At 45.4% G+C, this 24745-nt stretch carries 18 protein-coding genes and 3 pseudogenes; 6 read left to right on the top strand and 15 right to left on the bottom strand.

All coding sequences use genetic code 11. From position 1 onward, the window contains the following. Positions 1-40: 40 nt before the first annotated feature. Together Vt282_RS21905 and Vt282_RS03095 are read right to left on the bottom strand one after the other, a co-directional pair. Positions 41-458: pseudogene (locus tag Vt282_RS21905) on the bottom strand (phosphate ABC transporter permease PstA); the annotation flags it as partial. A 23-nt stretch (positions 459-481) separates the two neighbouring features. Continuing rightward, positions 482-2668: an ABC transporter permease subunit gene (locus Vt282_RS03095; RefSeq protein WP_162062527.1), complete on the bottom strand. Its 2187-nt coding sequence runs from the start codon at positions 2666-2668 to the stop codon at positions 482-484. 449 nt (positions 2669-3117) lie between these two features. Here Vt282_RS03095 and ppk1 point away from each other — a divergent pair. Further along, a pseudogene (gene ppk1, locus Vt282_RS03090) lies at positions 3118-5201 on the top strand (polyphosphate kinase 1). Continuing rightward, complete coding sequence (gene ppx / locus Vt282_RS03085) at positions 5188-6693, top strand: exopolyphosphatase (protein ID WP_162062526.1); 1506 nt, start codon at positions 5188-5190, stop codon at positions 6691-6693. Before ppk1 ends, ppx begins: the two are co-directional and overlap by 14 nt. A gap of 88 nt (positions 6694-6781) precedes the next feature. On the opposite strand, the gene Vt282_RS03080 is transcribed toward ppx, so the two are convergent. Genes Vt282_RS03080 through phoB form a run of 3 tightly spaced genes read right to left on the bottom strand, consistent with a single transcriptional unit; the run spans position 6782 to position 9752 of the window. Next, positions 6782-7747, bottom strand: a complete 966-nt coding sequence (locus Vt282_RS03080) for a PstS family phosphate ABC transporter substrate-binding protein (protein ID WP_162062525.1) — start codon at positions 7745-7747, stop codon at positions 6782-6784. After that, complete coding sequence (gene phoR, locus Vt282_RS03075; RefSeq protein ID WP_162047018.1) at positions 7744-9045, bottom strand: phosphate regulon sensor histidine kinase PhoR; 1302 nt, start codon at positions 9043-9045, stop codon at positions 7744-7746. Before phoR ends, Vt282_RS03080 begins: the two co-directional genes overlap by 4 nt. A gap of 17 nt (positions 9046-9062) precedes the next feature. Continuing rightward, positions 9063-9752 carry a phosphate regulon transcriptional regulator PhoB gene (phoB, locus tag Vt282_RS03070; protein WP_162047019.1) on the bottom strand — a complete coding sequence of 230 codons (690 nt, stop codon included), beginning with the start codon at positions 9750-9752 and terminating at the stop codon, positions 9063-9065. Between the two features lie 306 nt (positions 9753-10058). Here phoB and rdgC point away from each other — a divergent pair. The 3 genes and pseudogenes from rdgC to Vt282_RS03055 all read left to right on the top strand — a co-directional run bounded on the left by rdgC (position 10059) and on the right by Vt282_RS03055 (position 12806). After that, a pseudogene (rdgC, locus tag Vt282_RS03065) lies at positions 10059-10972 on the top strand (recombination-associated protein RdgC). Between the two features lie 159 nt (positions 10973-11131). Beyond that, complete coding sequence (trhP, locus tag Vt282_RS03060) at positions 11132-12532, top strand: prephenate-dependent tRNA uridine(34) hydroxylase TrhP (RefSeq protein WP_162047020.1); 1401 nt, start codon at positions 11132-11134, stop codon at positions 12530-12532. A 19-nt stretch (positions 12533-12551) separates the two neighbouring features. After that, positions 12552-12806 (top strand): YfhL family 4Fe-4S dicluster ferredoxin, encoded by a 255-nt coding sequence (locus Vt282_RS03055; RefSeq protein ID WP_162047021.1) that lies wholly within the window; start codon positions 12552-12554, stop codon positions 12804-12806. 74 nt (positions 12807-12880) lie between these two features. Here the strand turns inward: Vt282_RS03055 and Vt282_RS03050 are convergent, their stop codons facing one another. The 8 genes from Vt282_RS03050 to queA form a co-directional block, all read right to left on the bottom strand. Beyond that, on the bottom strand, positions 12881-13189 hold the full coding sequence (locus tag Vt282_RS03050; protein WP_162047022.1) for a hypothetical protein: 309 nt from the start codon (positions 13187-13189) through the stop codon (positions 12881-12883). Between the two features lie 226 nt (positions 13190-13415). After that, complete coding sequence (gene mepA / locus Vt282_RS03045; RefSeq protein WP_162062524.1) at positions 13416-14276, bottom strand: penicillin-insensitive murein endopeptidase; 861 nt, start codon at positions 14274-14276, stop codon at positions 13416-13418. A 27-nt stretch (positions 14277-14303) separates the two neighbouring features. Beyond that, positions 14304-14636, bottom strand: a complete 333-nt coding sequence (locus Vt282_RS03040) for a DUF1904 domain-containing protein (protein WP_162047024.1) — start codon at positions 14634-14636, stop codon at positions 14304-14306. 97 nt (positions 14637-14733) lie between these two features. Then, positions 14734-15681: a protein translocase subunit SecF gene (gene secF / locus Vt282_RS03035; RefSeq protein WP_162062523.1), complete on the bottom strand. Its 948-nt coding sequence runs from the start codon at positions 15679-15681 to the stop codon at positions 14734-14736. Positions 15682-15695: 14 nt separating this feature from the next. Continuing rightward, positions 15696-17549, bottom strand: coding sequence for a protein translocase subunit SecD (gene secD, locus Vt282_RS03030; RefSeq protein ID WP_269472596.1), 1854 nt, complete (start codon positions 17547-17549; stop codon positions 15696-15698). Positions 17550-17569: 20 nt separating this feature from the next. Next, complete coding sequence (gene yajC, locus Vt282_RS03025) at positions 17570-17896, bottom strand: preprotein translocase subunit YajC (protein ID WP_162047026.1); 327 nt, start codon at positions 17894-17896, stop codon at positions 17570-17572. Between the two features lie 193 nt (positions 17897-18089). After that, positions 18090-19223 carry a tRNA guanosine(34) transglycosylase Tgt gene (gene tgt, locus Vt282_RS03020; RefSeq protein WP_162047027.1) on the bottom strand — a complete coding sequence of 378 codons (1134 nt, stop codon included), beginning with the start codon at positions 19221-19223 and terminating at the stop codon, positions 18090-18092. A 299-nt stretch (positions 19224-19522) separates the two neighbouring features. Next, entirely contained in the window at positions 19523-20575 is a 1053-nt protein-coding gene (queA, locus tag Vt282_RS03015; RefSeq protein ID WP_162062522.1) for a tRNA preQ1(34) S-adenosylmethionine ribosyltransferase-isomerase QueA, read from the bottom strand. A 408-nt stretch (positions 20576-20983) separates the two neighbouring features. On the opposite strand from queA, the gene Vt282_RS03010 reads away from it, so the two are divergent. Further along, positions 20984-21427 (top strand): CBS domain-containing protein, encoded by a 444-nt coding sequence (locus Vt282_RS03010; RefSeq protein WP_162062521.1) that lies wholly within the window; start codon positions 20984-20986, stop codon positions 21425-21427. Between the two features lie 148 nt (positions 21428-21575). Here the strand turns inward: Vt282_RS03010 and aceA are convergent, their stop codons facing one another. Further along, positions 21576-22883 (bottom strand): isocitrate lyase, encoded by a 1308-nt coding sequence (aceA, locus tag Vt282_RS03005; protein WP_162047030.1) that lies wholly within the window; start codon positions 22881-22883, stop codon positions 21576-21578. A gap of 104 nt (positions 22884-22987) precedes the next feature. Continuing rightward, positions 22988-24625, bottom strand: coding sequence for a malate synthase A (aceB, locus tag Vt282_RS03000; RefSeq protein WP_162063666.1), 1638 nt, complete (start codon positions 24623-24625; stop codon positions 22988-22990). Positions 24626-24745 lie beyond the last annotated feature (120 nt).

Raw genomic sequence — 24745 nt, 5'->3', positions numbered from 1 at the left:
GCAAAGTCGCTATGCTCTCTTCCTTCAGGATCACGATAGGCAATGGGCTTACCATAAAAGTCACCACTGCGAGTACGTTCAATCACTGCCCAATCTTTAGGTTCAGTACGACTCTCAATATCAACGTCTAAAATTGAGATGAAATCGGCAGGATAAAGTTCACGATTGGCCACTTTGATATTGAGACGCTCAATCTGAGTTTTGTCCTGAGCCGAAGGCGGCAATTTAATTTCTAACTGATGCAGATAGTCAACCGATACTGATTGTTCGCCATACAACTGACCTATCAGAATATCGCCATCATTTTTAGTCCACTGGTAGAGCGGTGCGGGCCAAAAATAAGATAACCCTTTCCAACCAATAAGCAGCAGCAAACCAAGCACCGACAGCAAACTAATGCTGACCGCTCCACCGGTTAACCATATCCAAGGTGCTCCTGACTTTAGCCACTTAAACACTGATGTGTATCCTATTGATCAAATTACAAAGCGCGATATTTTTCGCGTAAACGCTGACGAACCCATTCAGCCACTGAGTTCACCGCAAAGGTAAACACCAACAAAATGAGGGCGGCTAAGAACAAAATTCGATAATGAGAGCTGCCTACTTCAGATTCCGGCATTTCCACCGCAATCGTCGCTGATAAAGTGCGCATCCCTTCGAGAATATTCCAATCGAGAATCGGGGTATTACCGGTCGCCATTAACACAATCATGGTCTCACCCACTGCTCGACCAAGCCCCATCATTATCGCGGAAAAAATACCTGGACTTGCAGTAAGCAACACGACATGAATCAGTGTCTGCCAAGGCGTCGCTCCAAGTGCCAATGAGCCATCTGAAAGGTGTTTCGGCACCGAAAAAATTGCATCTTCGGCAATAGTAAAGATGGTCGGGATCACCGCAAACCCCATGGCAAAACCCACCACTAAAGCGTTGCGTTGGTCAAAATCAATCCCAACATTCGCTAGATAAATTCGTACATCGCCAGCAAATAGCCATGCTTCAATCGCATTGCTCTGACTTAAAATAAACACCGCCATTAACGCCAAACATGGCATTAATATTAATGCATGCCAACCATTCGGCAGCTTGCGAGTCCAGCGAATTGGCAAGCTATGCCACCCGATCGCCACTAACACGATCGCCAGTGGCAAAAACAACATTAGCACCACCACTGCGGTCAAATGTGTTTCAACAATTGGCGCAAACCACAACCCTGCTAAAAAGCCAATGATCACGGTCGGCAGCGCTTCCATCAATTCAATCGACGGCTTAACAAAACGGCGCATCTTAGGCGACATAAAATACGCGGTATAGATGGCACCAAACACCGCAATAGGCACCGCAAACAACATTGCAAACGCAGCGGCTTTGAGCGTACCAAACGCTATTGGTACTAAGCTAAATTTAGGCTCAAACTCATCACTCGCTGAGGTACTTTGCCAGACATAAACAGGCTCTGGGTAACTTTCGTACCATACCTTTTGCCATAACGAAGACAATGACACTTCTGGATATGGGTTATCAAGATGCGCCACGCTCAAACGCTCCCCAGAGAGTGCAATTAGATATTGTTCATTATCTGACATCGCCACCAGTTGAGGCACTTTGCTGTAAGCACGCTCGAATATCACTAGTTTTTCACTGGTGGTGTAGTGACTCTGCACCATGCCATTGACGTAGAAACTATAAAAACCTTTGCGATAAGAATCTGGCAGTAGGTATTGCAGTTCCGGAGCAAGGTTAAAATCGCGAATAAATGTCAGACTACGTTTGCCGTTTTTAAGCACATCAAACCACTGCGTCACTAAGCCATCATTGTGAGTAATCAGAAGCGACGAAGCACCGGATAATAAATCAATATTTTTCACGGCTGCATGTGGCTCGCCTTTACTCAAGTCAACCACCTCACGCACGATAAAACGCTCGGCTTGTTGAACAGCGACAACTAACTCGGAACCATGGCGAATGTAGATAGTTTTTCCATCAGGCGTAAGCAGCAATTGATTCGGACGTGGCATCGTTTGTTCAAAAACGAAACTGTGCTCATTATGTTGGCTATCTTGCCAACGCACACGTACGCGTTGATCATCGTAATAGCCAGCGAATACTGTTTGGTTACTGAGTGCGAACGCAAACATATCGACCTGAACACCACTAAAGGACAGATCAATATCAGTGTTAACTCGATTAATATCAGGGGTAAGCACTCGTCGACCATTTTCCACCACACTGGTCATGTCCGGCTGAAATAACGTAATCTGCCCTTTGCGTGTTGCAAAAGCGTACCAATCATCGGCACTTGGCATGGCGGCAAACAAACTAAAACGCTGATCGAAATCGATGCTTAACTTAGGTTCATTTTTTGGTGTATCAAGTGACCAGAAATCCACTTGACCCTGCTTGGAGATCACATAGGCATGTTCGCCGTAGTCATCAATACCAGCGGCAATCGGTTCAGGGGTAGTAATTGTTTGCTGAGCAATATTTGGGGTTAATTTGGCATCCGAGAATAGCGGCAATACCATGGTCGCAAGGTAGACGAAGATCAAAATTAACGCCGCAAGCACACCGACACCACCAGCGGTCACCGCCCATTTAACAATGCGGTCTTTGACTAGTCGTTTTCTGTCTTTTTCCTTTAATGAAAAATCGGCTGCAGCCATCTACCCTATTCTCTGAATTGATGTGTTTATCTATACCTAAATCACCTTAAGGTGCTTAGATATATACTATCGCTTTTCCAAGCAATTTATCGATGTAAGACTTGAATTTGGGCAAGAAAACCACTTTTCTTAGAGGAAAAAAGCGTTAAGACAAAATCGATTACATTTGTCACAAAAGAAGAGATCGAAAAACTGCCCATAGGAGTGAATTCAAGCTTCAATCACTGAAGATTTTAACTCTGCCAAGAGTATCCTATTTCACTTTAATGACAATTATATTACAGATTTTGATAAACAACTGAATCTAATCATTTATATTAGATGAAATTTCTCTGCACATTTATTATTATAAAATAAGCGCATATCAATTGAAATAAAATCGTAACCAAAATGCCTTATTTTCCTTTAGCTAACCTATACTTTTGGAGTGCAAGGGAAAGGACACAAGGATGAGCTCAGAAAAACTATACATTGAGAAAGAACTCAGTTGGCTATCGTTCAACGAACGCGTGTTGCAAGAGGCAGCCGATAAGTCTGTGCCTCTGATTGAGCGCGTCCGCTTTCTGGGTATTTTTTCCAATAATCTTGATGAGTTCTACAAAGTCCGCTTTGCTGACGTCAAACGTCGTATCCTGATCAATCAAGAACGAGGTGGCAACGACAACTCCAAACATTTGCTAAGCAAGATGCAATCCAAAGCGCTAAAACTCAATGAGCGCTTTGATGATCTCTACCAAGAACTCATCCGCGAAATGGCGCGTCGCAGCATTTTCCTCGTCAATGAACACCAATTGAGTGATGCGCAAAAAAGCTGGATTCAAAAATACTTCAAGCGCCAAGTTCTGCCACATATGGCTCCGTTACTGCTAACGGAAGACATGGATTTACTGCACTTTCTCAAAGACGAATACGCCTATATCGCGGTCGAACTGATTCAGGAAGAGCAAAAGCCACAATACGTATTGTTAGAAATACCCACCAATCATTTGCCACGCTTTGTGATGGTGCCTGAGCAAAAAGGCAAACGACGTAAAACGATTATTTTACTCGATAATATTATTCGCTACTGTCTCGATGACCTGTTTCATGGCTTTTTTGAGTATGACCAAATCAATGGCTACGCAATGAAGATGACACGTGATGCCGAGTACGATCTTAGCCGCGAGGTGGAATACAGTCTCTTAGAGCAAATGTCTGAAGGTGTTAGTCAACGTTTAACGGCGATGCCGGTACGCTTTGTATATGAGCGAGATATGCCAGAAGAAATGCTGCATTTTCTGTGCAATAAACTCGGTATCTCTAACTACGATAGTTTGATCCCTGGCTCGCGTTATCACAATTTTAAAGATTTTATCGCCTTTCCTAATGTCGGCCGTGACTACTTAGAGAACAAATCTCTGCCACCAATGCGTAGCGCGGATTTCGATGGCTTTGCCAACAGTTTTGAGGCCATCAAAAATCAAGATATTTTGCTCTACTATCCGTACCACACCTTTGAGCACATTACCGAATTGGTGCGTCAAGCGTCCTTTGACCCAAAAGTACTGAGTATCAAAATCAATATCTATCGCGTCGCGAAAGACTCGCGCTTAATGAACTCACTAATTGATGCCGTACACAATGGTAAAAAAGTCACGGTAGTGGTTGAGTTGCAAGCCCGCTTTGACGAAGAGGCGAATATAGAATGGGCACGCGTACTGACTGAAGCTGGCGTTCAAGTCATCTTCGGCACTCCTGGGTTAAAAATTCACTCAAAATTGCTCTTGATTAACCGCCGTGAAGGTGAAGAAATTGTCCGCTATGCCCACATTGGCACTGGCAACTTCCATGAAAAAACCGCTCGCGTCTATACTGATTTTCACTTCTTACCGCCGACCCTGAAATTGCAAATGAAGTGCGCAGTGTATTTGGTTATATCGAAAACCCTTATCGCCCAGTGAAATTTAATCATTTGATCGTCTCACCACGTAATTCTCGCAGTCAGCTATATCGTTTAATCGACAATGAAATTGCTAATGCCAAGCTGGGTAAAAAGGCGAACATCACTCTTAAGGTCAATAACCTGGTCGACAAAGGGCTTATTAATAAGCTCTATGGTGCCAGCACCTTTGGGGTCGATATTCGTATGGTTATTCGTGGTATGTGCGCGTTGGTGCCGGGCGTTGAGGGCATTAGCGATAACATTAAGATCATCAGCATTGTCGACCGCTTTTTAGAACATCCACGAGTACTGATCACTCACAATGATGGCGATCCACAAGTGTATATTTCCTCTGCCGACTGGATGACGCGTAACATTGATCATCGAATTGAAGTCGGTGCTCCAGTGCGTGATCCTCGCCTCAAACAACGGATTATCGATATCCTCGATATTCACTTTATCGATACGGTAAAAGCTCGCGCCATCGATAAAGAAATGAGTAATCGCTACGTCGCTCGCGGGAACCGCAAAAAAGTTCGTTCACAATTAGCTATTTACGACTATCTTAAAAATGTAGAAAAACAAGCTAAGAAAAAGAATGAAGCAAACTAATGAAGTAAGAGATATCGCCGCGATTGACCTTGGCTCAAATAGCTTCCATATGGTGGTCGCCAAAGTGATTGGGCAAGATTTGCAATTGATCAGCCGCCATAAACAGCGTGTAAGACTTGCCGATGGCCTCGATGAGCAAAACAATCTCGATCACGCCGCAATGGAGCGGGGCTTAGAATGCCTTGCGATGTTCGCTGAGCGCCTCCAAGACTTTAAGCCAAACAATGTACGCATTGCCGCTACACACACTCTGCGCCAAGCCAACAACGCCCATATTTTTATTCAACGCGCACGCCAAGTGCTGCCATTTAACGTCGAGATCATTTCTGGTGACGAAGAGGCGCGCCTGATATACCAAGGCGTGTCACATACCCAGCCACAATCAGACTCAAAACTGATCGTCGATATCGGTGGTGGCAGTACCGAGATGATTTGTGGAACAGGCTTTAATGCGGACTTGGTCAACAGCAAACAAATGGGGTGCGTCAGCTTTACTAAGCATTTTTTTACCAACGGTAAGCTGTCGAACAAAAATTTTACTAACGCCATTCTAGCCGCAGAACAAAAACTTGAATCCATCGCTCATCGTTATCGCAAAAAGGGCTGGTCCATCGCCTATGGCTCATCAGGTACCACCAAAGCCATTCGCGAAGTGCTGATTGGTCTCGGACACGAAGATGGCATCATCACCCAAAAACGCTTACATGCCTTAATCGATAAATTGTGTGAGTGGAACAGTGTCGATCAGATTGAATTAGCGGGGCTTACGCCGGAGCGCAAACCGGTATTTGCCGCTGGCGTAGCAATCATGTATGCGATTTTTATCGACTTGCGCATTAGTGAAATGCACTTCTCAGAAGGCGCGTTGCGCGAAGGATTACTGTATGAAATGGAAGAGCGTTTTAAGCATGATGATATTCGCATGCGCACCACAGAGAATCTGGCGATAAAACATCTGGTTGACCTTGAACACGCCGCTCGCGTTAAAGGCCAAGCGCAAGAGTTTTTACAGCAGGTGCATAAAGAACTAGGCATTAAAGCCAAGTCTGAATTGTTTGATCTGCTCGATTGGAGTGCACTATTGCATGAAGTGGGCTTAAGCATCAGCCTAAAAGCTTTCCATCGTCACTCGGGTTATATTCTTCGTCACACCAACATGCCGGGGTTTAACCTGGAACAGCAACGAGTATTAGCCACATTGACCCGCTTTCAGCGCAAAGCGCTCAAACTGAGTGAAATGGAAGAGTTTACCCTCTATAAAAAGAAACATGTGTTGGGTTTAATTCGTATTTTACGACTGGCAATTTTGCTCAACGGCCAGCGTAGTGAAGATCCGTTGCCTGAACTGAAACTCAAAGTGAGTGATGAAGATAAGTGGGTACTTACCTGCACAAAATCCAATTGGCTCGAAAATAACAAACTGTTATATGCCGATCTGCAAACCGAGCAAAATTACTGGCAAGAGGCAGAGTGGCAACTGAGCTTCAGTTAGTCGCGGCTTCCGAGTGTCGCGAACAAGACACCCACGCATAAAAAAGGCGCATTTCGCGCCTTTTTTATCACTCTAACAGCTAGTATGCTTAGTTAAATTCAATTCCGACTTTCGCCAACTCTTGTTCAGCCAGCTCTGGAGAGATCGCCACATAGCCATCACGTTCAACCAACGTTTGCCCCTGATGAGAGTAAATAAAACGAATAAATTCACGTTCTAACGGCGACAAAGCTTTAGTTGGGCTCTTATTGATATACACATAGAGATAACGTGAAAGTGGATACTCACCTGAGAGAATATTCTCTCTTGTTGGTTCAACGTATTCATCCCCTTCAAGTGCAATTGGAATACGTTTTACACCAGAAACTTGATACCCAACCCCAGAATAACCGATGGTATTGATTGACGAAGCCACCGACTGCACCACCGAAGCTGAGCCCGGTTGTTCATTCACATCGTTACGAAAATCGCCGCCACACAAAGCTTTTTTCTTAAAATAACCGTAAGTGCCCGATACCGAGTTACGACCAAACAGCTGAATGGAGCGATGTGCCCATGGATAGTCTAAACCTAAGTTTGCCCATGTCCGCGAGTATTCTGTCGCCCCACATCGCAGTGTCGCAGAGAAAATACTGTCGATTTGGGTGAAGTTCAGCCCTTTAATCGGGTTGTCTTGATGAACAAAAATCCCAATCGCATCAATCGCCACCCGCAGCGCCGTCGGCTTATAACCATGAGCACGCTCAAATGCTTCAATCTCACGGTTACGCATCGGACGGCTCATTGGGCCAAACTGAGCCGTTTGTTCTGTCAGAGCTGGCGGCGCCGTTGATGAGCCTGATGCTTGAACCTGACCATTTACCCCTGGGTAGAGCTGCTTAAACTCTTCCACCCATAACGTTGTCATACCCGCAAGCGTATCGGAGCCGACACTGGTCAACTCACCGCTGATCCCCGGCACCTTTTTATACGGACGAAACTGCTCTTGTGCCGCAACGCCCAGAGAAGTGCAGCTAATCAACAAAGCGATAATCGTACCGAAGTGTGTTTTCATTTTTTAACCACCAAACGCGCAGGCAGAATAAATGAGAATTTACTGCCAACCCCGACCTTACTCTCAATATCTAGATGAGAATCATGGTGAGTCAGCGCATGTTTTACAATAGCCAAACCTAAACCACTACCACCGGTGTCACGTGAACGCGCTTTATCGACGCGGTAGAAACGCTCGGTCAGTCGGTGAATGTGCTGCGGTTCAATGCCCTCGCCGCTATCTTGTACTTCTAAACAAGCGCCTTGAGGCGTGCGATACCAACGAACATTCACTTCGGCCCCTGCCGGTGTGTATTTCACTGCGTTGTACACTAAGTTAGAAATGGCACTACGCAGTTGATCATCATCACCCAGTACAAGTAATGACGAGTCGACATCAAAATGCAGTTTATGCCCTAAATCGCCACTTAAACTGGTCGCTTCTTTCTCCAACACTTCCAGCATGGCAGGGACATTCACCACTTCTTCCAATTCATGCATTGGCGCCGCTTCAATTTTTGATAGGGTTAATAACTGATTAACCAAACTATTCATACGATTAAGCTGCTCAGTCATCACCCCATGGGCACGAGACCACATCGGGCCAACTAGCATGTCTGGATCTTCCGTCATCTCCAAGTAACCTTGCAGCACCGTCATTGGCGTACGTAGCTCGTGAGAAACGTTGGCAAAGAAGTTACGACGCATACCTTCTAGCTGCTTAAGCTGAGTCACATCACGCACTACCATCAGGTGCTCACCTTCAGTATATGGCACGATACGCAATTCAAGCATACGTTCAACATTCAATGGCGAGCGCATTTCTAGTGGTTCCGAGTAGTCTTGCTTTTGCAAATACTTGATAAAATCTGGGGTACGAATAAGGTTGGAAATCGGCTGACCAGAGTCATCTGGCCAACGGAAACCAAGTAAATGCTGCGCGAGTTTGTTGCACCAAACAATATTGCCTTCGCTACGAAATACCACGACTGCATCGGGCAAGGATTCTGCACCGTTACGGAAACGACGAATCAAATTAGTCAGCTCTTTACGTTTGCGGCGTTGGCGCTGCTGCAAACGGTAGATACCGTTAAACAAATCTTCCCAGTTTCCGGTACCTGACGGCGGCGTTAAACGCTTTTCATCCCACAACCAAGTGGATAGACGCATTTGGTTATGTAGATGCCATACAAGCTGCAAAGCCGTGGCAGCGAGCAGCAACCACGGCATATATCCGAAAATTAATCCAACAATCACCCAAGGGGTGTAAAAAAAAGCCAGCTCCCAAGCCAGCCTTTTCCAAGTTAACCTTGCAACCACTTACTTCTCCGTATGGTTTAAGCTTTGGTTGAGAAACGGTAGCCGGCACCACGTACCGTTTGAATCAGTCGATCGTGACCTTCTGCTTCTAATGCTTTACGTAGGCGGCGAATATGCACATCCACCGTGCGGTCTTCAACATAGACGTTAGTGCCCCACACATTATTCAGCAACTGTTCACGGCTATAAACGCGCTCTTGGTGGGTCATAAAGAAGTGCAGCAGTTTAAATTCTGTTGGCCCCATATCCAGAGCTTGCTCATTTGCCGTAACACGGTGTGATACTGGGTCTAACTTCAGACCTTGCACATCAATCACGTCTTCAAGAGCGGTTGGTGTCACGCGGCGAATCACAGCTTTTAGGCGCGCCACTAACTCTTTTGGTGAGAATGGCTTAGTGATGTAATCATCCGCACCCACTTCCAAGCCACGAACTTTATCTTCTTCTTCACCGCGAGCTGTCAGCATCACTACTGGAATATTACGCGTCAGCTCTTCACGCTTCATATGCTTAATGAAGTTGATCCCGCTGCCACCAGGTAGCATCCAATCCAGTAATACTAGATCTGGGAAGGGTTCAGCTAGTTTAGTTACCGCAGTGTCGTAGTCTTCGGCTTCAACTGCTTGGTAACCTTTCTGTTCAAGCACAAAGCACAACATTTCGCGGATCGGTGCTTCGTCTTCAACAACTAGAATCCTTCTAGACATAATAAAATAACCTTACTTTAATCAGTTCTCTGAAATTAGGAGCCATTCTTCCCCAAAACTTGATAGTAATGAGGGAGTTTGTTTCCTTCGATGCATAAGCATTATTACCAGCAATTATGACACTTTTGTGACCTTTGCAAACAAATTTTCATACAAAATTCGTCGTTGAATGGTTGAATTTCCATCAAAAAACGCTAGCCAACACTCGTTTGTTTTAGCCGCTACTGATATTTTTTATTTCCCAACAGACAAGCGGGAAAAATTTGCCTAAGATGGTCAGCTTCAATGTCCAATTAGAGAAAGAATATGTGGTTTAAAAACTGTCTGGTCTATCGCGTCAATCGTGAAATCGACTTCAATGCCGACCAGCTAGAACAGCAGCTAGCAGAATTCCGTTTCACCCGTGTGGCAGCCAAGATAAGCAAAAATTTGGTTGGGTATCTGCGATGGGTCGTCATGGCGATATGATGACTCACGTATCAGAAAACCACATTCTTATCTGTGCTAAGAAAGAAGAAAAAATGCTACCTGCATCAGTGATTAAAGAGTCACTGAACGCAAAAATTGATGCAATGGAAGCGGAAGAAGGTCGCCCTCTTAAAAAGAAAGAGAAAGACAACCTTAAAGATGACATCGTGATGGATTTACTGCCACGCGCATTTAGCCGCAGCAATCTTACTTACGTGCTTATCATGCCAAAACTGGGCTTCATTCTGGTTGACGCTAGCAGCTTCAAAAAAGCGGAAGATGTATTAGCTCTGCTACGTAAAACCATGGGTAGTCTACCGGTTGTACCGGCTATTCCAGAAAATGCGATTGAACTGACGCTCACTGAGTGGGTGAAAAGCGGCAATACACCAGCGGGCTTTACCATGCTCGATGAAGCAGAGCTGAAATCGGTATTGGAAGATGGCGGTGTGATTCGTTGTAAGAAACAAGAATTAACAGCGGATGAAATTCGCAGCCATATCGAAGCAGACAAGCTGGTAACGAAACTGGCACTGAACTGGCAAGAACGTATTGAGTTTGTATTGGCAGACGACAGCACTATCAAGCGTTTGAAGTTCTCTGATGAGCTCAAAGACCAAAACGATGACATTCCACGTGAAGACCAAGCCGCGCGCTTTGATGCGGACTTCTCGTTGATGTGTGGTGAGATGAGTGCCTTCCTACCTAATCTATACGAAGCACTTGGCGGCTTGCCGCATCCTAACGCTTAATTGTCCAAAAGCCCTCGTAAGAGGGCTTTTTATTGCCATTTATCTGCACTTAACCCCAGTTTTCCTAGTCATTGGTCACATTTTGGCGTAAAATTTGCGCCCCAATTCCATCAGGTGGAATTGGCCTGACTTGAGATCAGATAACTAGAGAATTGAGCAATGACAACAGATAAAGTATTCGTACCTGAGCTACTATCACCAGCAGGTAGCCTTAAAAACATGCGTTACGCATTCGCTTACGGCGCAGATGCCGTATACGCAGGTCAACCTCGCTACAGCCTTCGTGTACGTAACAACGAGTTTAACCACGAGAACCTAAAAATTGGTATCGATGAAGCACATGCTCTTGGCAAAAAGCTTTACGTGGTATGTAACATCCAACCGCACAACTCGAAGCTAAAAACCTTTATCCGCGACCTTAAACCAGTAGTAGAAATGGGCCCAGACGCACTGATCATGTCTGATCCAGGTCTAATCATGATGGTTCGCGAAGCGTTCCCAGAAATGCCTATTCACCTGTCTGTTCAAGCGAACGCAGTAAACTGGGCAACCGTAAAATTCTGGTCAACTCAAGGCGTTGAGCGCGTAATCGTATCGCGTGAGCTTTCTCTAGAAGAAATCGAAGAAATTCGCGAACAGTGCCCTGAAACTGAAATCGAAGTATTCGTTCACGGCGCTCTTTGCATGGCTTACTCTGGCCGCTGCCTACTGTCTGGTTACATCAATAAACGTGACCCTAACCAAGGTACTTGCACTAACGCATGCCGTTGGGAATACAAAGTAGAAGAAGGCAAAGAGAACGACGCTGGTCAAATTGTGGAAGCGTTTGATCCAAGCGAAGCGCAAGCGATTGAAGTTCAAGACGAGCGCCCTGAAACCACCATCGGTCGTGGTAAGCCTACTGATGAAGTAGTACTGCTATCGGAAAGCCACCGCCCAGAAGAAAAAATGGCGGCGTTTGAAGACGAACACGGCACTTACATCATGAACTCAAAAGACCTACGTGCTATCCAACACGTAGAGCGTTTGACTAAGATGGGCGTTCACTCGCTAAAAATCGAAGGTCGTACAAAATCGTTCTACTACTGTGCACGTACTGCGCAAGTTTACCGTAAAGCGATTGATGATGCGGTTGCTGGTCGTCCATTCGATGAATCACTAATGGGCACGCTAGAAAGCCTAGCGCACCGTGGCTACACCGAAGGTTTCCTACGTCGTCATACGCACGATGCATACCAGAACTACGATTACGGCTACTCAGTTTCTGATGCGCAGCAATTTGTTGGTGAGTTTACTGGTAAACGTCGTGGTGACTTAGCTGAAGTGGAAGTTAAGAACAAGTTCGTGGTTGGCGACAATCTGGAGCTAATGACACCAAAAGGTAATATCAACTTCACGCTTGAAGCAATGGAAAACCGTAAATCTGAAGTGATTGACGATGCGAAAGGCAACGGTCACTTTGTATTTATCCCAGTACCACAAGACCTAGATCTAGAATACGCACTATTGATGCGTAACCTAAATGATGGTCAGGATACTCGTAACCCAACCGGTAAATAATCGGTATTAGGTAACTACGATGGCATTACTAATTACTGATAAGTGCATCAACTGTGATATGTGTGACCCTGAGTGCCCGAACGGAGCAATCTCGATGGGCGACAGCATTTTCGAGATTGATCCTAATCTGTGTACTGAGTGTAAAGGTCACTATGACAAGCCAACTTGTCAGTCAGTGTGCCCTATTACCAAGTGTATTATCACTGACCCAGAACATGTAGAAACCGAAGAAGAACTGTTAGAAAAGTTCGTTATCATTCAAGGTTTAGCATAAAAGCAAAAGGCTCATCACTCGATGAGCCTTTTTCGTTGCAGAGAATTGAACTCGAACTACTTGAGTGTCTTGCCTCAGCCTGATTTGATGATTGGAAAAATGTTGCAGTAGAGTTCTTTCTCAAACTGACCTTCCAAGTGCTCGCGCCAATTTATCGCTTTTCCTATTGGAATCAAATAAAACGTCTCACGCGAAGTATTGGTTACAAATGCGAAGCCGTGAACCATCAGTTCATAATGGACGTCATGGATAAATCCAGGGTCTAATCTTTGCCGGCCGGTGAGATGGTTGACATCATCACGGGTCATTACGACTGACTCTGTAGCACTGCCAAATCTCAGCTTTAGCCACTCGGCAAATTCTTTTGCGCATACCATAGTCATGGGAGTGTCCTTGCTTTCAAATTATAGGAAGTAAGCCGAGCATCCTATTTAATTAACAATCGTCAAGTCACCAACTTTGTAGTTATGTTTACGTTGTGATTATTCGCTATCACTAACGCATCTAGGTACATATCAACTTAAATCTAGGAGAGGATACCGCTATTCTCCAGCACAAATGCAGTAAATGGTGGTGCATTTAGATGCTTAATTGATAAAACACTCAAAATTAACGAGTATGATCAATAAGCTGCAAACATTGTTGCGGTGAAATTTTTTTTGGCTTAGATGCTGTTTTTTTATCACTCGTGGATTTTTTGACACTTTTGGTCTTAGGCCGATAGGTCTTCACTTGATGTTTTGGATGCCAACTTGCCACTTCCACGCCACAGCCACTTCCTTTCGGAGGCGGTGCCTGATTAATACAACTGCTGTCACCCTCTGGGCAGCGTAAGCGTACATGCATGTGATAATTGTGCCCCCACCAAGGACGAACTTTACGCAACCATTCACGGTCTTTACCACTCACGCTACACAACTTTTCTTTGATCAGTGGATGAACAAAGATTCTTGCCACTTCTGCATCCTGCGCCGCTGATTTTATTAAGCGGTAGTGACGATTATCCCAGTTGGCATCGATAAATTCATAACTCGACATATTGACCAAACTTTTAGGTTTAGGCACTTTTAACGCGGCTTGAGAGAGTTTGGTATCAGCAAGACGCAGCCAAATATCCACGTCGAGCCCCGTTTGATGGCTGGTATGCCCTGATGAGAAGCGACCACCTTGCGGCAGAGACATATCACCAATCAATAGGTGTGTGTGCAAATCTTTACGTGCGTGTGCAGACAATCGCTCAATAAAAGCAATGGTATTGGGGTGACCGTAGTAACGGTGATTTTGGCTACGTAGAACCTGATAGCCTAAACCTTGAAGTGGGAGTGCCTCTGCACCATAAAGACAGCCATTGGCGTAACTCCCAATGGCTTGAGGTGGGAGTTGATTGGGTTTAGACAATGACTCCCAAGGAGAAGCATGAAGAGGCAACGACAGAAGTGAAAATACCATCAAAAAAGCCGTTGTTTTCATTGCCTCTCCTTACATAGCGGGTATTGCTTAGTAGTGTTGAGCGTTGTCGTAGTATGCGCTTGGATTTAGGGCGGTAAAAATAACCGCAACCATCACATCTTGCCCAATCACACCACGAACTTGCTCGGTGATAATTTTCGCAACGGCATCTTGCTTCTCTTGACCACGATCGAACCAAAGTACTTCGACAAATGGGTATGCAGGACTCACGTCACCTTCATGGTAAAACGTAGTGTAAACATACTCAAAAGTGAAATCTTCACGAGGTGAGCCCATGATTTCCTCGAGTTCATCAATCAATGGTTTAGATAGGGTTTGTACCGTTTGTGGCTCTACAGCTCTAAAGCGAAAATGTGGCATTTTTATGTCCTATTTATTGTTTTCAGTACCGCTTAAGTATGTACCAATTTTAGTAAGAAAAAAGCCGCTGAGAGCAGCGGCTTTTTCAATTAATGCATTAAGGCATTTGGTCGAACTCTGCACCCTCTTTTTCAACTTGAGGTGGCATTAAGTGTTCTTTAGTGATACCCAGTTTCCACGCAAGCGCTGACGCCACGTAGATAGATGAGTATGTACCAACCGTGATACCTAGCAACAACGCAGTCGCAAAGCCGTGGATCATCGCACCGCCCTGAACAAACAGAGCAATAACTACGAACAATGTGGTACCAGAAGTAATCAATGTACGGCTAAGTGTTTGTGTAATCGCACTGTTAATCACCTCAGTCGCGTCACCTTTACGCATGCGGCGGAAGTTTTCACGAATACGGTCAAATACTACGATGGTATCGTTGAGCGAGTAACCCACAACCGTCAGCAGTGCTGCTACGATAGTCAGGTCAACTTCAATTTGCATCACCGAGAACACACCCAGGGTAATAATGATATCGTGAGCAAGTGACATAACCGCACCTGCTGCAAGACGCCATTCAAAACGCACTGAAACGTAGATCAAGATACAGATTAACGATACTAGAATCGCTAAACCGCCCGCTTCTGTCAGCTCGTCACCCACGTTAGGGCCAACGAACTCGATACGACGCATTTCAACTTCTTTACCCGTGCCTTCTTTGATTGCAGAGATAATTTGGTTGCCTAGAGTCTCACCTGACACATCTTCACGTGGGCTCAGACGCACCATAACATCACGCGCACTACCAAAGTTTTGTACGATCGCATCGCCAAAGCCTTTTGCTTCCAGCGCCGCACGAATCTCTGGTAATTGTGCAGGCTGTTCAAAGCCCACTTCAATCAAAGTACCACCAGTAAAATCGAGGCCCCAGTTCAACCATTTCGTTGAAAGAGAGAAAATCGACGCACCAATCATCACTAGCGAGAAGGCAAAAGCCACCTTTGACCAACGTAGAAAGCTGATCGTATTTTCTGCTTTTAGAATCTGAAACATATTAATTCCTAGCCTTAAATAGATAGCTTATCAATGCGCTTACCACCATACAGTAGGTTAACCACACAACGGGTACCTACGATAGCTGTAAACATTGAGGTCAAAATACCAATCGATAGTGTTACCGCGAAGCCTTTTACTGCACCGGTACCCACTGCAAACAAAATGATCGCAGTAATCAGTGTGGTGATGTTAGCATCGGCGATGGTACTAAACGCATTAGCATAGCCTTGATGAATCGCTTGTTGTGGCGAACGACCTTCACGTAATTCTTCACGAATACGCTCAAATATCAGTACGTTGGCGTCAACCGCCATACCCACGGTCAATACGATACCGGCAATACCTGGCAGCGTCATCGTTGCGCCCGGAATCATCGACATAATACCGATGATAAGCACAAGGTTCGCCATCAACGCTAGGTTGGCAATCATGCCGAACTTACGGTAGTAAAGTACGGTAAATAGCATTACTGCCACCATACCCCAGATACACGCTTGAATACCCATGTCGATGTTTTGCTGACCCATAGATGGACCAATGGTACGTTCTTCAACAATTGAGATTGGCGCAATCAGCGCACCAGCACGAAGGAGTAGCGCTAGGTTTTGCGCTTCTGCCGCCGAGTCAATACCCGTAATACGGAAGTTGCGACCAAGAGCCGATTGAATCGTTGCTTGGTTAATAACCTCTTCATGCTTCGATAGAATCACTTTGCCATCAGGCGTCTTACGACCGCTGTCTTTGTACTCAGCAAACACGGTTGCCATTAGCTGACCAATGTTTTTCTTAGAGAACGCAGACATTTTGTTACCACCTTCGCTGTCTAGCGTGATGTTAACTTGTGGGCGACCATATTCATCGACACCAGAACCCGCATCAGTAATGCTAGAACCACCAAGAATTACGCGTTTTTTCAGAACAACGGGACGACCGTCTGTATCGAATTTGATTTCAGAACCCGCTGGCGCACGGCCGTTGGCTGCTGCTGCAAGGTCTGCTTTTGAGTCGACTTCACGGAACTCAAGCGTTGCAGTTGCACCTAAAATCTCTTTCGCACGAGCTGTGTCTTGCACACCTGGAAGTTCAACCACAATACGGCTTGCGCCTTGACGTTGAACCAAAGGTTCTGCAACACCTAGCTCATTCACACGGTTACGAAGAATGGTAATGTTCTGTTCAACAGCGTAGTTGCGAATCTCAGTTAAACGTTGCTCAGAGAAAGTCGCCACCAAAGAAAAACGACCATTTTCCGCAGAATCGGTAAACACCATATCTGGGTGGTTCTTTTCTAGTAGTGCTTTCGCTTGTGCCAACTGTTCTTCGTTACGCAGCAGTACTTCTACTGCATCTTTACCTGATGGACGAATTGCACGATAACGAATCTTATCTTCACGCAGTTCACTGCGGAACGCTTCTTCTTGCTGACCAACTAACTTCTCCATCGCTGCGTCCATATCCACTTCCATCAAGAAGTGCACACCACCACGCAGGTCTAGACCTAGTTTCATTGGGGAAGCGCCAATCGCTTCAAGCCACGAAGGCGTTGCCGGAGCAAGGTTAAGCGCAACGATAGTATCTTTACCGAGGGCTTCACTAATTACGTCTCGCGCACTGATTTGGGTATCAGTGTCGTTAAAACGAACAAGAATTGATCCATTCTCAAGAGCAATGGACTTATAAGGGAGGCTCTGTTCTTTCAGAGCATCAGTGACAGAATCCAGCGTAGCCATATCTACAGAGGCGCCACGCGCCCCTGTAACTTGAATTGCCGGATCTTCACCGTATATATTTGGAAGCGCGTATAACGCTGCTACTGCGATGGCAAAAAATACCATCAAGTACTTCCATAATGGATAACGGTTCACAGCGAGGATCCTTTAGCTGTTTATAGAGACTTCAGCGTACCTTTTGGTAGCACTGCAGTAATGAAGTCTTTCTTGATAACAACTTCATTGTTCGCGTTTAGTTCGATAGTGATGTAGTCATTATCTTCAGCGATTTTAGTGATTTTACCCACTAGACCACCGTTAGTTAGCACTTCATCACCTTTGCCCATCGAAGACATAAGGTTTTTGTGTTCCTTAACGCGCTTAGCTTGTGGACGGTAGATCATGAAGTAGAAGATCACAGCGAACATCACTAGCATGATGATCATTTGGAAACCGCCACCTGCAGGTGCTTCAGCTGCTGCGTGAGCTTGAGAAATAAACATGAAAATATCCTCTATTATATTTTGATTATCCAACAAATTGGGCTTTGGCCAGTTATATTCAAGCGCGCGCACTCTGATTAGAGACCGCACTCTCAAAAATATCGAGCGTTCGCTCATTTGTTAGGCTGTTCTTCTGTTTTAAGAGCAGCCATTAATAAAAGCCTCAGGCATAAAACCTAAGGCTTAAATATGATTATTGATTGCCTAGTGGCGGCACTTCGCGATTGCGACGTGCGTAGAACTCTTCAACAAACTGGTCGAAGCGGTCTTCATCGATCGCCTTACGAATGCTTTCCATCAAGCGTTGGTAGTAACGCAGGTTATGGATAGTGTTTAGGCGCGCACCTAGGATTTCGTTACAACGATCTAAGTGGTGTAGGTACGACTTAGAGTAGTTTTTACAAGTGTAACAGTCACAGTGCGGATCTAGTGGTGTTGTATCAGTTTTATGTGTCGCATTGCGGATCTTGATCACACCACCAGTCACAAATAGGTGACCATTACGTGCGTTACGCGTTGGCATTACACAGTCGAACATGTCGATACCACGGCGTACACCTTCTACTAAATCTTCTGGTTTGCCAACACCCATTAAGTAACGAGGTTTGTCAGTCGGAAGTTGTGGACAAGTGTGCTCAAGAATACGGTGCATGTCTTCTTTAGGTTCGCCTACTGCTAGACCACCCACTGCATAACCGTCAAAACCGATTTCAGTCAAACCTTTAACCGATACGTCACGTAGGTCTTCGTACACGCCACCTTGAACGATACCAAATAGGTTGTTCTGGTTTTCTAGCTTGTCGAAATGGTCACGAGAGCGTTGTGCCCAACGTAGCGACATTTCCATCGATTTTTTCGCTTCGTCGTGCGTCGCTGGGTATGGCGTACACTCGTCAAAGATCATCACGATGTCAGAACCTAGGTCTTTTTGGATTTCCATCGACTTTTCTGCGTCCATGAAAATCTTGTCACCGTTCACCGGGTTACGGAAATGTACACCTTCTTCAGTGATTTTACGGATATCACCAAGGCTGAATACTTGGAAGCCGCCTGAGTCAGTCAGGATAGGACCTTGCCAGTTCATAAAATCGTGCAGGTCACCGTGCATTTTCATCACTTCTTGACCAGGACGTAGCCATAGGTGGAAAGTGTTACCTAGCAGGATTTCTGCGCCAGTCTCTTTCACTTCTTCCGGCGTCATACCTTTAACCGTACCGTAAGTACCTACTGGCATGAATGCTGGAGTTTGAACCGTACCGCGTTCAAACGTTAGCTGACCACGACGTGCATTGCCGTTGGTCTTTTTCAAATCAAATTTTAACTTCACGAAGCCTCCAATGTCAGAGAAACAGTCTGACTTTGATCTCGGGCGTTAACACCCATAAAGGAGCGGTCGCATATTCCTTGCGAGATATGAAAAGTTGCCTTTTCACCCCTAGCCTACTGCTAGCACTCGTAAACTTATTTAGTGTTTTGGCTTTGAGCCAAAACCTGCATCATACAGCAAAAGTATGACGACAAAAGATTGCCATTCAAGGACAAAGAAAAAGTGCACACTTTCTTTGACTAAGTGGGCACTTTTCCAACATTTTGCATCGATATTAACTAACGATTACTTACCAATCTTTAGTTAGTTTTCTTTTGAATGAACATTGAATCACCATAAGAGAAGAATCGGTAGTGATTCTCCACCGCGTGCTTGTAAGCATTCATGGTGTTTTCATAACCAGCAAATGCGCTCACTAACATAATTAGCGTTGACTCTGGCAAGTGGAAGTTGGTGATCAAACAATCCACCAACTGGTATTCATAACCTGGGAAGATAAAGATCTCGGTATCACCAAAAAATGGCGCCAATTCAGTACCTTTTTTCAATGCATCTTGCGCTGCACTTTCCAGTGAGCGTACAGAGGTAGTGCCTACTGCAATGACACGACCGCCACGCGCTTTCGTCGCTTTGATCGCCTCTACCACTTCTTCAGTCACTTCTACGTATTCAGCGTGCATGTGGTGATCGTGAATGTTATCCACTTTCACTGGTTGGAACGTACCCGCACCTACGTGCAATGTGACATACGCTAGCTCTGCCCCTTTTGCTTTGATGCTTTCTAACAAGGCTTCATCAAAGTGCAAACCGGCTGTTGGCGCCGCTACCGCGCCCGGCTTTTGGTTGTAAACCGTTTGGTAACGCTCTTTATCCGCGTCTTCATCAGGACGGTCAATATATGGCGGCAGTGGCATGTGACCAATCTGCTCAAGAATTTCTAGAACGGTTTGCTCAGCATTAAATTTCAGTTCAAACAGCGCATCGTGACGTGCCACCATCTCAGCAGAGAATTCATCATTCTCACCAACAAAGATAATTGAACCCGGTTTTGGTGATTTCGAACAGCGCACATGAGCAAGAATGCTCTTTTCATCCAGCATACGCTCGACCAGCACTTCCAATTTACCACCCGATTCTTTGCGACCAAACATACGCGCAGGGATCACTCGTGTATTGTTAAATACGACTAAGTCACCTGCCTGAATGTGTCCCAGTACATCGGTAAATGTACCGTCCACCAGCTCGCCAGTATTGCCATCTAGTTGCAGAAGACGACTCGCTGTACGTTGCGGTTGTGGGTAACGTGCGATCAATTCATCAGGAAGGTCGAAATGGAAATCAGATACTTGCATGTGTTTGGGTCTTAATTTGGGTTAACAACAGTAGTCACGGAGCTTTTCGCAGCCGACTAGTATATGTCGCAAAGCCGCAATAGCAAGGGAAGATATTGTAATCATTCTTGTATCAGCCGCCAAACAAAACCCTTCACACTCGTTACAACCTAAACTCAATCCGAGCTCAATTAGATTACCGGTAAACTTGAACCAACGCTGCAGCAATTGCGTTGATAAATTTCCTTACTATTGGTTGGGGGATTTACTGAGAAAACTCGGCTAGCTCTCAAAAAATTCTGCGGTTTATTTCTATAGTAATAACAGATGTCCCTTTGCCTATTTACCGTACGAACAGTAACGTAAATGCCTCAGGGACTACCTTTACCTTTGCGGTAACAATCTGCGCAAACTCTAAAGGAGGTTACCATGATTAAAGTCGAAGATATGATGACTCGTAACCCGCACACCTTGTTACGCTCTCATCTACTTTCAGATGCCAAACACACTATGGAAGCGCTTGGTATTCGACACATTCCTATCGTCGATGCGGATCGACATCTACTGGGCATTATTACCCAACGGGATGTACTCGCCGCGCAAGATTCTAGCTTACAAGATGTTCCGGAAGAGCAATCATTCACCCTAAGCACGCCTTTACACGAAGTGATGCGCGTCAACGTGATGAGTGTCAGCCCAAAAGCTGGTTTGAAAGAGACAGCGATTTATATGCAAAAACATAAAGTCGGTTGTCTTCCTGTCGTTGATAAAGGACGCTTGGTGGGAATCATGACTAACAGTGATTTTGTTGCTATTGCAATTAATTTGCTGGAGTTGCAAGAAGAAGCAGAACCTGAAGAATTTGATGTATAAAAAAGAGCGGCCCGCGCCGCTCAAAGAACATCAAAATATGCCTAAATAGGGTGTTATCTCTAGGAACAGAATTGCTTGCGGTTGAGTCATACCCATTCAAGAATGGGTATGATGACTAAAGTCACTATCTCATCTCAACCTAGCTCAACTAAAACTGATCTTCTTCTGTTGAACCAGTTAGAGCCGTGACTGATGAGTTACCACCTTGAATGGTGTTCGTCATCTTATCAAAGTAGCCAGTACCCACCTCTTGTTGGTGAGCCACGAAAGTGTAACCTTTCTCAGCCGCTTCAAATTCAGGGCGTTGAACTTTTTCAACGTAATGGCGCATACCTTCACCTTGTGCGTAAGCATGAGCCAACTCAAACATGTTGAACCACATGTTGTGAATACCAGCGAGTGTGATGAACTGGTATTTGTAACCCATGTTTGCTAGTTCTTGTTGGAATTTGGCAATCGTCTCTGCGTCTAGATTCTTCTCCCAGTTAAAAGAAGGTGAGCAGTTGTAGGCTAGCAATTGATCTGGGTACTCGGCGTGGATAGCTTCAGCAAACTTACGTGCTTCTTCTAAACACGGTGTTGCCGTTTCACACCAGATAAGGTCCGCATACGGTGCGTAAGCAAGACCACGTGAAATCGCTTGGTCAATGCCCGCGCGCACTCGGTAGAAACCTTCTTGTGTGCGCTCACCTTCGATAAAGTCTTTGTCGTATGGGTCACAATCTGAAGTTAGCAGATCCGCCGCATTCGCATCAGTTCGAGCAATCACCAACGTGGTCGTTCCTGCAACGTCAGCCGCCAAACGAGCCGCGACTAGTTTCTGTACCGCTTCTTGAGTTGGAACCAGTACTTTACCGCCCATGTGACCACATTTTTTCACTGAAGCAAGTTGATCTTCAAAGTGCACACCTGCCGCACCTGCATCAATCATTGACTTCATTAGCTCATAAGCGTTGAGCACGCCACCAAAGCCTGCTTCTGCATCGGCAACAATAGGTAGGAAGTAATCAATGCCACCGTCTTCTGGCGATTTGCCACCAGCCCATTGAATTTGGTCAGCTCGGCGGAATGAGTTGTTAATGCGTTTAACTACTGAAGGTACAGAGTCTACCGGATAGAGTGATTGATCTGGGTACATGGTTGATGCAGTATTATTGTCGGCTGCTACCTGCCAACCTGATAGATAGATGGCTTCGATACCTGCTTTCGCTTGTTGTACTGCTTGACCACCAGTCAAGGCACCTAGGCAGTTAACATAACCCTTTTTCGCACTGCCGTTGACCAGTGACCAAAGCTTATCAGCTCCTCGCTGAGCAATGGTATTAGCAGGAACCATCGAGCCACGCAGTTCAACCACTTCTTCTGCGGTATAAGGACGTTTTACGTTTTTCCAACGAGGATTGGTTTCCCAGTCTTGCTTTAGAGCTTCAATTTGTTGGCTTCGAGTTAATGTCATCGGTCTATCCCTCATATTGGTGCGCGTTGCGCTTGTAATCTTGACCGGCGGTACATCCTTATCCACCAGTATTCCTTCACGTTATTGGTTTATATCTGCTGTTACTAATCCAAGTAGTCATAACCTGGAATGGTTAAGAAATTAGTTAATTCATCACTGGTGGTAAGATCAGCCATCAATGCTGCCGCTTCCTCAAAGCGACCCGCTTGATAGCGTGCTTCACCGATCTCTTGCTTCACGACTTCTATTTCTTCGGCAAGGTACTGTTCAAACAATTGCTTGGTCACGACTTGTCCGTTATCGAGGTCTTTACCATGCTGGATCCATTGCCAAATAGAAGCTCGCGATATTTCCGCCGTCGCCGCATCTTCCATTAACCCGTAGATTGGCACGCATCCATTCCCCGAGATCCATGCTTCGATATATTGCAAAGCAACGCGAATGTTATGACGCATCCCCTGCTCTGTACGTTCACCCGTGCATGGTTCAAGCAGATCTGTAGCGGTGATCGGAGCATCATCAGCGCGACTCACATCCAGTTGGTTCGTTCGCTCACCAAGCACGCTGCTGAATACTTCCATTGCAGTATCTGCAAGGCCTGGATGCGCAACCCAAGTACCATCATGACCATTGTTAGCTTCTAACGACTTATCGTTATAAATCTTATTCAGTACCTTTTGATTCTCAGCCGGATCTTTGGCTGGAATAAATGCCGCCATTCCCCCCATCGCAAACGCACCACGTTTGTGACAAGTTCGTACTAGCAATCTTGAATAGGCGTTGAGGAATGGTTTTTCCATCGTGACTACCTGACGATCCGGCAGCACGCGATCTGGGTGTTTCTTCAATGTTTTGATGTAACTAAAGATGTAGTCCCAGCGTCCACAGTTAAGGCCAACAATATGCTCTTTTAATGAGAATAGAATTTCATCCATCTCAAATACCGCCGGCAACGTTTCGATCAGCACCGTCGCTTTAATCGTTCCCGTATCCAGCCCGAAGTAATCTTCCGTGAAATGAAAGACTTCACTCCACCATTTTGCTTCATGGTGCGATTGCAATTTAGGAATATAGAAATAAGGACCGCTGCCTTTTTTTAACAACGCTTGATAGTTGTTGTAGAAATAAAGTGCAAAATCAAACAATGCCCCTGGGATGATTTGATTATTGAAGGTGACGTGTTTTTCTTTGAGGTGTAAGCCACGAACTCGACAAATCAATACTGCAGGGTCTTGCGCTAATTCGTAATGCTTTCCGTTGCCCGGGTTGGTATAGCTGATTGTGCCGCGAATCGCATCGCGCAGGTTCATCTGCCCATCCAAGACTTTTTCCCATGCAGGTGACATTGAGTCTTCAAAATCGGCCATAAACACTTTTACGTTCGCGTTGAGTGCGTTTATCACCATTTTTCTGTCAGTCGGGCCAGTAATCTCAACCCTGCGGTCTTGTAGATCGCTAGGAATACCCTGGATCTTCCAACTGCCCTCGCGAATATCTTGAGTCTCTGGCAAAAAGTCCGGTAGCGTACCAGCATCGATACTCGCCTGCTTTTGTTCACGCGCGGTTAGCAACCCTTCAACTTTTGGTGCGAACTGTTGGCAAAGCAATGCGAGAAAAGTCTGCGCCTCTTGAGGGTAAATGGCGTGATGCTCTGATGACACATCCCCCAGCGTCTTGAGCAGAGACAAAGTTTCTTGGGCTTCCTTCGTCAAGGTTGTTTTATCGGGCGTTTGAGCAAGCATGATCTCTTCCTTAAAATCTGACATCGCTTTTCATTTGTAACTATAAAACGACATTTGCATTTATTTATCCGGCTTAACTTAGTGGCTAAATTCACGCGCTTCAACACCACAATCTATTAA

Origin of the sequence: Vibrio taketomensis, assembly GCF_009938165.1 — a bacterium.
Lineage (GTDB): Bacteria > Pseudomonadota > Gammaproteobacteria > Enterobacterales > Vibrionaceae > Vibrio > Vibrio taketomensis.
The sequence above is the reverse complement of the archived record's forward strand: the minus strand, read 5'-3'. Positions and strand labels throughout refer to the sequence as shown.